The sequence below is a fragment of the Acinetobacter sp. ANC_7682 genome (assembly GCF_056779795.1).
Genome location: NZ_JBWYIQ010000032.1, coordinates 17,297 through 29,812, shown reverse-complemented (window position 1 = coordinate 29,812; position 12,516 = coordinate 17,297). Strand labels below are relative to the sequence as shown.

The 12,516-nt window shown below is 40.3% G+C and carries 11 protein-coding genes; 4 read left to right on the top strand and 7 right to left on the bottom strand.

All coding sequences use genetic code 11. The features are described from left to right. Nucleotides 1-198 precede the first annotated feature (198 nt). Together AC1M9D_RS11725 and AC1M9D_RS11720 are read right to left on the bottom strand one after the other, a co-directional pair. Complete coding sequence (locus AC1M9D_RS11725; RefSeq protein ID WP_481587749.1) at nt 199-1,341, bottom strand: fatty acid desaturase family protein; 1,143 nt, start codon at nt 1,339-1,341, stop codon at nt 199-201. A gap of 33 nt (nt 1,342-1,374) precedes the next feature. Continuing rightward, nucleotides 1,375-2,397, bottom strand: a complete 1,023-nt coding sequence (locus AC1M9D_RS11720) for a flavin reductase family protein (protein WP_481612239.1) — start codon at nt 2,395-2,397, stop codon at nt 1,375-1,377. A gap of 176 nt (nt 2,398-2,573) precedes the next feature. Here AC1M9D_RS11720 and AC1M9D_RS11715 point away from each other — a divergent pair, with 176 nt between their 5' ends. Further along, entirely contained in the window at nt 2,574-3,218 is a 645-nt protein-coding gene (locus AC1M9D_RS11715) for a TetR family transcriptional regulator (RefSeq protein WP_481593767.1), read from the top strand. Nucleotides 3,219-3,246: 28 nt separating this feature from the next. Here the strand turns inward: AC1M9D_RS11715 and AC1M9D_RS11710 are convergent, their stop codons facing one another. Further along, nucleotides 3,247-3,864, bottom strand: coding sequence for a thiol:disulfide interchange protein DsbA/DsbL (locus tag AC1M9D_RS11710; RefSeq protein ID WP_180000355.1), 618 nt, complete (start codon nt 3,862-3,864; stop codon nt 3,247-3,249). 182 nt (nt 3,865-4,046) lie between these two features. On the opposite strand from AC1M9D_RS11710, the gene ubiG reads away from it, so the two are divergent. From ubiG to AC1M9D_RS11695, 3 genes are read left to right on the top strand one after another with little or no spacing between them, the layout of a single operon-like run. Continuing rightward, nucleotides 4,047-4,763 carry a bifunctional 2-polyprenyl-6-hydroxyphenol methylase/3-demethylubiquinol 3-O-methyltransferase UbiG gene (gene ubiG / locus AC1M9D_RS11705; RefSeq protein ID WP_481612238.1) on the top strand — a complete coding sequence of 239 codons (717 nt, stop codon included), beginning with the start codon at nt 4,047-4,049 and terminating at the stop codon, nt 4,761-4,763. Then, a complete protein-coding gene (locus AC1M9D_RS11700) occupies nt 4,760-5,446 on the top strand; it encodes an HAD family hydrolase (RefSeq protein WP_035268813.1) in 687 nt (228 codons plus the stop codon). Before ubiG ends, AC1M9D_RS11700 begins: the two co-directional genes overlap by 4 nt. 24 nt (nt 5,447-5,470) lie before the next feature. Continuing rightward, complete coding sequence (locus tag AC1M9D_RS11695; protein WP_035268812.1) at nt 5,471-6,217, top strand: YciK family oxidoreductase; 747 nt, start codon at nt 5,471-5,473, stop codon at nt 6,215-6,217. A 248-nt stretch (nt 6,218-6,465) separates the two neighbouring features. On the opposite strand, the gene dnaJ is transcribed toward AC1M9D_RS11695, so the two are convergent. The 4 genes from dnaJ to AC1M9D_RS11675 form a co-directional block, all read right to left on the bottom strand. Then, nucleotides 6,466-7,581 carry a molecular chaperone DnaJ gene (gene dnaJ, locus AC1M9D_RS11690; RefSeq protein ID WP_035268804.1) on the bottom strand — a complete coding sequence of 372 codons (1,116 nt, stop codon included), beginning with the start codon at nt 7,579-7,581 and terminating at the stop codon, nt 6,466-6,468. A gap of 94 nt (nt 7,582-7,675) precedes the next feature. Continuing rightward, on the bottom strand, nt 7,676-8,053 hold the full coding sequence (locus AC1M9D_RS11685) for a hypothetical protein (RefSeq protein ID WP_481612240.1): 378 nt from the start codon (nt 8,051-8,053) through the stop codon (nt 7,676-7,678). Nucleotides 8,054-8,187: 134 nt separating this feature from the next. Further along, nucleotides 8,188-11,322 (bottom strand): efflux RND transporter permease subunit, encoded by a 3,135-nt coding sequence (locus AC1M9D_RS11680; RefSeq protein WP_481612237.1) that lies wholly within the window; start codon nt 11,320-11,322, stop codon nt 8,188-8,190. Next, nucleotides 11,319-12,434 (bottom strand): efflux RND transporter periplasmic adaptor subunit, encoded by a 1,116-nt coding sequence (locus AC1M9D_RS11675; protein WP_035268798.1) that lies wholly within the window; start codon nt 12,432-12,434, stop codon nt 11,319-11,321. The genes AC1M9D_RS11680 and AC1M9D_RS11675 overlap by 4 nt, the downstream gene beginning before the upstream one ends. Between the last annotated feature and the right edge of the window lie 82 nt (nt 12,435-12,516).

Below are 12,516 nucleotides of genomic sequence, written 5' to 3'. Positions count from 1 at the left end.
TTTTTGTTCGTTCATCATGTTGCCTGACTCCGTTGTGAATATGAACATAGCAAATTCAGGCAATTACACAATTTAATTTACAGTCTCAATTAAAAGCCCAATTATCACCAATTGGGCTTTTTTTTATTCTTCACGTTCCATGCTTAAAATTTTAATTAATGCTTCACGTCTTTAATGAATTAAACTAAATAGTGGTACTCAAGCAAATATTCCTCTTAATTTTCTTATAGATTGAGAAATTTTAGCTGTCTTATCATTTGGTAAAGAACATTTAGCTAAACGAACCCAAACGCTCCAGAATTGTTTCATAAAGTTAGCTTCATTATAGTGAATGCCATATTCCTCACATAATGCTTTAATTTTTGGCGCAGCTTCTGCGTAGCGATTTGCAGGCATATCAGGGAATAAATGATGCTCGATTTGATGACTCAAATTACCACTCAAAATATGCAGCCATGATGTTCCCGTAAAGTTACTTGAACCTCGAATTTGACGTAAATACCATTCTGCTCGCGTTTCATTTTCGGTATTATCCATCTCAAATGTTTCTGCATCTTCAGTAAAATGACCATTAAAAATCACTGCAGATGACCATAAACTTCTAATCACATTTGCAACTGCATTTCCTACGAAGACAGGAAGCGCATTTGGACCAGCGATAATCGGGAAAAAGACATAATCTTTCACCACCTGACGTCGTACTTTTTTTCTTAATTTTTCAGCATCTTTCCACACTTGTTTCCAAGATTTGGTTTTATAAACAAGCGCGTCTTCCAAGTGTAGGTTTTGAACACCGACATACCATTCAAAAAACACCATCAATTGAATCGCTAAGGGAATATTAAACAAAAATCTTGGTTCCCACGGTTGAGATGCTGAAACACGAAGTAGACCATAACCTACATCATGATCCATCCCCACAATATTGGTATAGGTGTGATGTACATAGTTATGGGTATATTTCCAGTCATCGCCTGTTGAGATGGTATCCCAGTCATATGTCGCACCGTTTAAACTAGGATCATTCAACCAGTCAAATTGACCATGCATCACATTATGTCCAAGTTCCATATTTTCAACAATTTTGGACACGCCTAGTAATCCTGTACCCACCAACCAAACAGGTGGAATCCAACCACCAAACATCAGCAATGCACGTGAGCCAATCTCGCTATAGCGAACAAAGTTGCGAATCTTATAAATATATTTGGCATCTTGTTCACCCAAATCATTCATAATACTGAGTCTAATCTGCTCAACGCGTTGTCCAAATGCTTCAATTTGCTCAGCGGTCAGATGTTTAGATTTTGATTGCCATGTTGTATTAAGTGACATATTCATTATTTTTCTCCAGTCTTATACGATACCGTTAAATTACAAATTAATCACAACAGGGCTTACTGCCTGACTAATACATAATTTAATTTGTCGATTTGGCTCATGTTCAATTTCACCTGTGAGCATATTTTTAGTAGCGCCACTAACTTTGTTACAGACACATGCATTACAAATACCCATTCGGCATCCATGAGCGGGTCTTAATCCAGCCTCTTCAGCACTCACCAATAAACTTTTTTGAGCTTCAAACGATTTCTGACTACGGATAAACGTGACGGATTGTTTTTCAATTTCTTCATCTACACGGATTTGAAAAAACTCTTGTTTGAGCTGATTGATGATCCCCTCTTCATGACAAATTTGATTTACAGCTTGCATCATCGAAGTTGCACCGCATGCATAAATCTGTGCTTGCCTAAAACTTGGTACTAACTGCTCTAACAACGCCAATGTCAGATATTGTTTATGTTGGCGTGTATTAAAATAGTGATAATTAAAATGATCATGTTTTGAAGCGAGGTGTTGTAGTTTCACGTGGAACGCGTCATCTCGACAGAAATAAATTAAATCGATAGGCACAGATAATGTGTTTAAAGCCTTCGTAAGCAATGCATAAATGGCGGTAATGCCACTCCCTGACGCCAACAACACAATTGGCTGTTGAGTCGGCTCAAGCGTAAACTCACCTTGCGCTTGAGAAATTTCCACGACAGAACCTATCGCCAATTGGCTTAAACAATTCGACACTACTCCTTGAGCTCGGACAGCAATCACCAGATTACCTGTCGCAGAAATTTCCACAATCGAATAACTACGTTGTAGACGCACGCCTGCAATTACGACTGTCACTAAAACACTTTGCCCTGCCTCAATCTGTTGAAAATCGAAATTGTGATTTGGACATAAATGAATCTCATAGAAATCGTGACTAAGTGCCTGACGACTCACGAGCGATGCTTTGACTTTTTTCCAAGCCAAAGTGGGATGTATTTTTTCAGCGATAAAATCGACGAAATCTTCTCGAATCCATTCAGGACGATATGACAGATAACTACTCATCTCAAACGTTCCTCTTTTGTATTTCAATTTAATTGAGTGAACAAGTGTTCTAATAGTGAACATGCGTACACTATATTGATTTTGAAATTGAGTCAACACATGTTCACTGACATTCGTCGTTTTATTTTTATATTTTTTTGATAGACTCATCTCGACTTCACTTCTCAGGTTTTAAGATGTCTATACGCGATGAACGTAAACAACAAAGTCGTCAGGCTTTACTGGATGCCGCTTTGCGCTTAAGCACATCTGGCCGTTCATTTAGCAGTATTAGTCTGCGTGAAGTTGCACGTGAGGTTGGTTTGGTGCCAACAGCCTTTTATCGACATTTTCAAGATATGGATGAATTAGGCCAAGAGTTGGTGGATCAAGTCGCGTTATATTTGAAAACCGTACTTCATCAGCTCGGTCAAGGTTTGGCCCACCCTGATGCGAAAGCCGAAACCAGCATGGAACTTTTTTTTGAAGCCATCGATTTAAATACCCAACCTTGGATTTTTATGATCGCAGAGCGCTGGGGGGGGGCTGAAGTGGTAAGACGTGCGATTGCTCGTGAAATTGAGTTTCTAAATTCTGATTTGGCCAATGACCTACAAAAATTCGAAATCGTACAAAATTTTCATCAAGCTGATGATCTAAAAATGTTGTCGAATATTTTAATTAATTTATGTTTCACATGGGCAATGTCTTGGATTAGCTTGGGCCGTCAATATTCAGGTATGGAGCTTGAATTACAAAAATTAGTACTCAAAAAACAGTCCATTACCCAAATACGATTAATCTTTAAAGGGATTTTGAATTGGAATAATACTGAGGCATAAAAAAAACCCGCTCAATGCGGGTTTTCTATTATTTAGCTTTGCGCTCTTTATCCAATAGATAATCGACCACTTGTAACACGCGGCCATTATCCCCTTGTACGACATACTTCCCATTTACTACAACAGCTGGCACACCCGTCAATTGATATTGTTGCGCTAATTTATTTGCTTGAGAGACTTTGGCAGTAATTGCGAAAGAATTATATAAACTATTGAATTTCGCTTCTGGGATACCATACTTCGTAAAGAATTGCGCTTGTGATTTTTGGTCAAAAATCTGCTGACCTTTGTCATGGATCGCGTGGAATAAAGGCAAATGTGTACGTTTACGAACACCAAGTGCTTCAGAAACGTAGTAGCCACGTGCATTCTGTTCCCATACTTTGTTCATTGCAGCAGGTGTACGGACAAAATTCACATCTTTTGGAATTTTACGTAACCAAGATTGCATATGAGGTTCTAAAGTAAAGCAATGACCACAGCCATACCAAAAGAACTCACGTACTTCCAATTTACCAGCGACATCAACCTTTCCTGGGTTTTGCACGACCGTATAATCTTTGCCTTCAACAAAGTTCGCCATTGCACCTGTTGAAAGTGCCATCAGCACCGCAGCGGCAACGCCACTAAAAACCACCTTTTTCATTAAGTTTTTATCCTCTAAATCATTCTGATTAGCATATGGTTTCACTATAAAACAAATATGAGAAAATCGTTTTGATTCTGTGAACTTTTTTACAAGATTTATCGCTTTTTTTGGAATTAGCGATACACTAAGATCTGATATAAATTCTACCCATTAAAACGAACTTTGCTAAGGTGGCTGTAATGACTCAACTGAATGTTGACCCACAAGAAATTGCTAAATTTGAAGCACTTGCTGCAGTATGGTGGGATCAACACTCTGAGTTTCGCCCTCTCCATCAAATCAATCCATTACGATTGAATTGGATTGATGAACATGCAGGTGGTCTTAGTGGCAAAAAAGTCCTAGATGTGGGCTGTGGCGGCGGTATTTTGGCTGAAAGTATGGCACGCCGTGGTGCCGATGTCCTCGGTATCGATATGGGCGCAGCACCATTAAATGTCGCACGTCTGCATGCAGAACAAGAAAACGTAACCAATATCGAATATCGTCAAATTCCAGTTGAGCAATTGGCTGAAGAACAAGCTGGTCAATACGATGTCGTAACTTGTATGGAAATGTTGGAACATGTACCAGATCCAGCGTCAATCATTCAAGCATGCCAAAAACTGGTGAAACCAAACGGTCATGTATTCTTCTCCACAATTAACCGTAATCCAAAATCATATTTATTTACGATTATCGGTGCAGAGTATGTGTTACGTCTTTTGAAAAAAGGAACTCATGACTATCATAAATTTATTAAACCTTCTGAATTAGCGCATGATATTCGTAACGCAGGTTTAAAACTTAAAGATATGACAGGCTTACATTACAACCCATTAACTAAACATTATTGGTTAGCCCCAAATGTCGATGTGAACTATATGGTTTACACCCATAATGAGGTGCATGAATGAAGGCCGTACTTTTCGACCTAGATGGGACTTTAATTGACACTGCTGCGGATTTTATTCGTATTATTCAAGCAATGTGTCGTGAAGAAGGTCGAGAGATCGTAGATGCAGCCCTGATCCGAACTCAGGTCTCCGAGGGGGCTCGGGCGATGGTGAAATTGGTTTATCCTGAATTACAGGTTGATGATCCTATTTTCCTTGCACATCGTCAGCGCTTTCTAGATATCTATGGTGCTGATATTGCTGTGGATACAGACCTTTTTGCAGGGATGTATCCTTTAATTGAGGACTTGGAACAACGCGATATTCCATGGGGAATTGTGACAAATAAACCTCGTTGGCTGAGTGAGGCACTACTTCAAGCCTTAAACTTAACTGAACGTTGTGCCGTTCTCGTATGCCCAGAAGATGTTAAGCACACTAAACCTGACCCAGAACCGATGTACCTCGCTGCTCAACAAATTAATGTTCCAGCTGAACAATGCATTTATGTTGGTGATCATCCACGTGATATTGATGCAGGTCGAAGCGCAAATATGTACACTATTTTGGCTGCTTACGGATATTTACCATTAGAACATAAAGATGACTTAGATTCTTGGCAGGCAGATTGTATAGTGAATGATGTACAAGAATTACATCAACACTTAATCGAATTGATCGAATCTCACCAAAAAACAGCTTAATTAGAACAATGAAGGAGGTCGCACATGAAATATTCAGAATATCAACCTCGCCCAGATTTATTGAAAGATAAAGTAATTTTAATTACGGGTGCAGGTGATGGCATTGGACGTGCAGCAGCGTTGAGCTATGCTTTACATGGTGCGACCGTCGTTCTTCATGGTAGAACGCTGAACAAGTTAGAAGTGATCTATGACGAAATTGAAAGTTTAGGTGCTCCTCAACCTGCAATTTTGCCACTGCAACTTTCTACTGCAACAGCATATGATTACGAACGTCTTGTGGAAACGCTTGACCAACAATTTGGTCGTTTAGATGGGATTTTGCACAATGCTGGAATTTTAGGTGAGCGCGTTGAATTGGCCCACTACCCTGCTGAAGTGTGGGATGATGTAATGGCTGTAAATTTAAGAGCACCTTTTGTTCTTACTCAACATTTACTTCCATTATTAGAAAAATCTCAAAATGCCTCTGTTGTTTTTGCAAGCTCAGGTGTCGGTCGTGAAGCACGTGCGAAATGGGGCGCATACTCAGTTTCAAAAATTGCCATTGAAGCGGTCAGTCAAATTTTTGCAAAAGAAAATGTCTATCCAAATATCCGTTATAACTGCATTAATCCTGGTGCAACACGAACAGCTATGCGTGCTAAAGCATATCCTGATGAAGATCCGAAAGTATTGGCAACGCCTGAACAAATCATGCCAGCTTATTTATATTTAATGGGCGAAGACAGTATAGGTATGAATGGTCAGAGTATTGATGCTCAGGATTAGTTTTTTCAAAATTACATGATGAGGATCGTCAGATCCTCTTTTTTTAAATTATAGTTCTAACAAAACCTATTAAAAAATTTACCTTTAGATTTTAAAAGCTTAAACAAATAAGTCTCAACAACTTTTGAATACACCCATAAACTAAGAAATTATCTAATGGTAGTATCACTTACTTTGCTTTAAGCGTCTTAAGTATTTATAACTTAATAAAAACCCGACAATAATGTCGGGCTTTTATTTCATTCTGATCAGTCAAATAAACGATCGAAGAATGATTTCTTTTTAGGTGAAGATTTACTGTCCGCACCATCTAAAGATTCTTGTAACTCTTTTAAAAGTTCACGTTGACGTGCAGTTAAGTTGACTGGTGTTTCAATCACGATACGGCAAAGTAAATCACCTTGCATACTTGTGCGTACTGGTTTTACACCCTTGCCACGTAGACGGAACATTTTACCTGTTTGTGTTCCCTCAGGTACTTTCAAGTTCACACGACCATCAAGGGTTGGAATCTCAATTTCTTTACCCAATGCAGCATCAGCGATACTAATCGGCACATCCATATACAAGTCCGCGCCATCACGTTGGAAGATTTCATGTTCACGAACATTAACTTCTACGTATAGATCACCTGATTGACCATCACGAATCGCTTCACCTTTTCCAGTTAAACGAACGCGATCGCCATTATCTACGCCTGCAGGAATGGTAACTTCAAGTGTCTGTTGACGATCTTTAACACCTGAACCATGACAAGTGCCACAAGGATTTTTAATAATCTTACCTTGTCCGCGACAAGTGCTACACGTTTGCTGAACTGAGAAGAAACCTTGTTGCATACGGACCTGGCCAGCCCCGTGACAAGTTTTACAGGTTTCAACATCATTCGGGTTTTTAGAACCTTTACCATCACACACTTCACATGGTGCTGGCGCAGTAAAAGTGATTGTTTTCTTTACGCCACGTACAGCTTCTTCTAAGCTGAGCTCAAGCACATAACGTAAGTCTGAACCACGTCTTTGACGCTGTTGGCGACCGCCGCCACCAAACGCGCCACCGAAAATGTCACCAAACTGACTAAAAATGTCTTCAGCGCTAAAACCGCCACCGAAACCACCGCCGCCGCCACCGAAGCCGCCTTCAAACGCATTATGTCCCATGCGGTCATACATGCTGCGTTTTTCACTATCAGATAAAACTTCATACGCTTCAGCAGCTTCTTTGAATTTTTCTTCTGCTTCAGCATTATCAGGGTTACGGTCTGGATGATATTTCATCGCCAACTTACGGTAGGCTTTTTTAATTTCATCATCACTAGCTGTTTTAGAAACTCCTAAAACCTCATAATAATCACGTTTAGCCATGTCTGGCGATGCTCCACAAAAAAATTTGATATGACTTCTCTGCGGAATATGTTGGGGTCATATTCCGAGATTACAAGTAAATTAAATTATTATTTTAAAAAGCGGCTTTTTTCTTTAGATATTTCACTAAGCCTTTAAGCCATGCATTTAGGAGAAATAGCCATGCAATTGTGGTAAAAATGACACCAATCACCGTACACCCTTTTACCCATAACACACTATCCCAATAGATAAAGCAGGCAGGAATAAACCAAAGAGCAGCAAATGCAGCCATCATCATGAATAGCACAACATTTCGTGCAATCCATAACGCTTGAGCATGGATCCAGACTTCAGCGTCTTGCGCTTGAGCCACTTTTTGCGCTAAAAAATAGGCGATTGCAGCACTGATACCAGTGAACAATGCAAGAAACATGAATACATAAGACATCGTAATTAATCGACGATGTCTTGTTAAATTGTCTCGCCCCATGGATGCTTTTTTATACCTCAACCGAGTGCACATTCAGTTTTTTATGTACTCAGCCCACTGTGTTATTTTGTGTTAAAAACTAGGGACTACTATATTGAATTTTTCAATGGTTCGCACCTAGTATTCACATAAAACTACGCGGTTTTTGACTCTTTTTTCACTTTAAACCACGCCGCATAGAGTGCTGGTAGGAAGAACAGCGTTAATAGCGTTGCGATAATGAGTCCACCCATAATTGCTACTGCCATTGGACCAAAGAAGATACTGCGTGAAAGCGGAATCATCGCCAACACAGCAGCCAATGCAGTCAAAATAATTGGACGGGCACGGCGTACTGTCGCTTCTAAAATCGCTTCCCATTGAGAATGACCCGCTTTGATATCTTGCTCAATCTGATCAATCAAGATAAGCGAATTACGCATAATCATTCCAGATAAAGCAATGGTACCTAGCATCGCCACAAATCCGAAAGGCTTATTGAATATCAACAGGAACAATACCACGCCAATTAAACCCAAAGGCGCGGTCAAGAAAACAATAAACGAACGTGAAATACTCTTGAGCTGAATCATGAGCAAGGTAAAGACCACAGCCAAAAATAACGGCATGCCAGCATTTACTGAAGTTTGCCCACGTGCAGATTCCTCCACAGTGCCTCCCACTTCTACCAGATAACCACTTGGAAGTTCGGCACGAATTTTCTCAATAGATTCAGTTAATTCACCAACCACAGTAGCTGGTTGGAGTTTAGTCCGAATATCTGCGCGCACAGTAATCGTCGGTAAGCGATTACGATGCCAAATCAGACCATCTTCAAACTTATATTGGATATTCGCAATCTGTGCCAATGGAACTGTTGTACCCTGACTCGTCGGTACAGCGAGACTTTGTAACGATGCCACATCAACACGTTCCGCTTGATCGCCACGTAAACGAATATCAATCAACTCCCGTTTCTCACGATACTGATTAATCGCAGCACCCGTAATTGAACTATTTAAGAAATTCGCCAAATCTAAGCTAGATACGCCTAACTGACGCGCTCGATCTTGATCAATTTCAAGTGAAATAATTTTACTCGGCTCACCCCAATCTAAATGAACATTGGTGGTATTTGGATTTTCACTGATTGCTTGTGACACTAATTGTGCTCGTTGGCGAACAGTATTTAAATCTTCACCAGAAACACGGTATTGAATTGGATAACCGACTGGTGGTCCATTTTCCAATAGCGATACACGCGTCCGTACCTCAGGCAATAACTTGCTAATTTCTTCACTCAGATTCTTGCGAATCTCATCTCTCTCATCTAATGAGGAAGCCAAAACCACAAATTGTGCAAAACTCGCCTGAGGTAATTGTTGATCAAGAGGCAAATAGAAACGTGGAGAACCTGTACCAACATAAGCGACGTAATTATCGATCCCTTTTTGAGTCGACAAGAATTTTTCTACTTTTTTAACCGCATTTTCTGTCGCTGTTAGTGAAGCGCCTTCCTCTAGTTTTAGATCTACTAAAATTTCAGCACGGTTTGATGGTGGGAAAAATTGTTGTGGAACAAGTTTGAACATCAAAATTGACAAGACAAATATTGCAACCGTCGCAGCAATAACGGTTTTACGATAAGTAATACATAACTCAACCCAAGATCTAAATTTTTGATACGTCTTGGTTTGATATGGATCGTGATGCTCACCATGGTGTTGAACGACGGGTTGTGGCTCTGGTTGTTGACGTAATCTTGCCCATAAGCGTTGATACCACGGAGCTTTCTGATTCATTTGATTAAAATCAGGCAGTAATTTATCACCTAAATAAGGAACAAACAGTACCGCTGCAAACCATGACACCACCAAAGCAATGGTTACAACTTGGAAAATTGAGCGAGTATATTCACCTGTGCTCGTCGCAGCAGTGGCAATCGGCAAGAATCCAGCTGCAGTGATCAGCGTCCCCGTTAACATTGGAAATGCGGTCGACTTCCAAGCAAAACCTGCGGCTTTTAATCTGCTATATCCTTGTTCCATTTTAATGGCCATCATTTCAACTGCAATGATGGCGTCATCAACCAAAAGTCCAAGTGCTAAAATTAACGCGCCTAAAGAAATCTTGTGCAGTCCAACATCAAAGAAATTCATGCCTGCGAACGTCATTGCCAAGACCAAGGGAATAGAGAAAGCGACCACTAATCCTGTACGGAAACCTAAAGAGAAGAAGCTGACCAATAAGACAATAATCACGGCCTCTGCGAGCACTTTGATAAATTCGTGAATACTGCGTTGCACCGCTACAGGCTGATCTGAAACTTTTTTAAGTTGCATCCCTAAAGGTAAAGTTTGTTGTAGATCATTGAAGGTCTTTTCTAGATTTTTCCCTAGCGCAATGATGTCACCACCCTTACGCATAGACACCGCAATACCAATACCATTTTTACCCATAAAGCGCATACGCGGTTGAGCTGGCTCACTAAAGCCACGGTAAACTTCAGCCACATCGCCCAATTGAATGGTCTTATCACCAACCAGTAATGGCATGTTCTTGAGTTCTTCGACTGATTGTAATTGTCCGCTGACACGCACTTGAATACGGTCTGAGCCTGTTTCAAAGAAACCTGCACTCGCCATGGTATTTTGTTTTTGTAATGCTTCTTGAATTGCGGATACTGGAATGCCTAATTGAGCAGTTTTCGTATTTGAAATTTCTATCCAAATTTTTTGATCTTGCAAGCCGACTAAATCAACTTTCCCGACATCTTGCACACGTTGTAGTTGCAGCTGTAAGCGATCGGCATATTCCTTCATCACGGCATAATCAAAATCATTACCCGTTAAGACATAAATGTTCCCAAAGGTGTCACCAAATTCATCGTTAAAGAATGGACCTTGAACACCGCTAGGAAGTTGGTGTTTGATATCTCCAATTTTTTTTCTAACCTGATACCAAACATTCGGTAATTCATGGGAACGCAGCGAGTCTTTGGCAACAAAGGTCACCATTGATTCACCAGGACGAGAATAGGCTGCAATACGATCATAGAGCCCCGTACTCATTAATTCTTTTTCAATGCGATCAGTTACTTGCAATGAAACTTCTTCCGCTGTCGCACCTGGCCAATAGGTTTGAACCACCATTACTTTGAAACTAAATGGAGGGTCTTCACTTTGTGATAGTTTTGAGTAGGAATAAACACCCAATATTCCCATCAAAATCATGAAATAAAGGATCAGTCCCTTATTTTTTAACGCCCATTCTGACAAGTTAAAGTTCATATTTTCGCTCCAACTTGTCCTGCTTTCACATTTACTGCACGGTTTTGACGGTCAATCGGATTAATTTTTTGTTTATCTCGCAGTAAGTGTACACCGCCAACCACGATCCAATCAGAAGCTTTTAAACCTTGGGTCACAGGTACCGTATCACGACCATAAGCACCTATTTGAACATTCACCTTACGGATACTGTGATCTGGATTCACAACCCAAACATAAGGCTGATCTTCTGTTGCAGATACACTGGTCAAAGGAACATTAATCACATTTGAACTGGTATTTGAAAAAAATACTCGCGCACTTTGTCCAAGTTGAATTGCTGAACGCCCTTCAGTCAAAGCAACTTTGACACTAAATGTTCTAGATTGGTCGGCAGCAGGTGAAATTTCACGCACATATGCGGCAAAACGCTCCTCTGGTTTTGACCATAGCGTAACCCAAGCTTTTTGACCTGTTTTAATTTCTGATACTGCTTGTTCTGGCACACCAATCACCACTTCACGATCACCATCTATCGCCAGTTGATATGCTGCCTGCCCTGCTGCGATCACTTGACCAACTTCAATACTACGCTCAGTGATGACGCCATTTTTATTGGCAATGAGTTGGTTATATCCCGTCTGATTACTACTCACTGCATAATTTGATTGTGCTTGTTTTAAATTGGACATGGCCGATTTATATTGATTTTCTACGGCATCATATTGCGAACGACTCACCGCATTAATAGGTAATAACTGCTTAAAGCGTTTGTATTCTTCTTCGGCAATTTTGGCTGCAGATTGCGCGCTTTCTAACTGAGCTTTTGAAGCATTTAACTGCAGTTGAGCATCTTTCACATCTAATTTTGCTAAGACTTGCCCGACTTTGACTCGATCCCCTACATCAACATAGCGTTCAGTAATTTGTCCTCCAACACGGAAAGCCAATGCCGTTTGCTGTCTCGCCTGAACTTCTCCTGCATAACTTTTCAGTTCATCTTGGGAAGTATTCGGCTGGGCAACCATCACAAATGGAATTTGTTCCTCTGTGGGTTTATCCTTACTACACGCGGTGAGTATCACGCTACAAATGAGCATTAGACTGTATGTGGCAAATTTTTGAGGACTCATGTGCACTGCTCTTATGTCAATTTTTAGGCAAATCAAATTAGGGATATTAATTTGATTATTTTTTAATTAATATACCGCATGG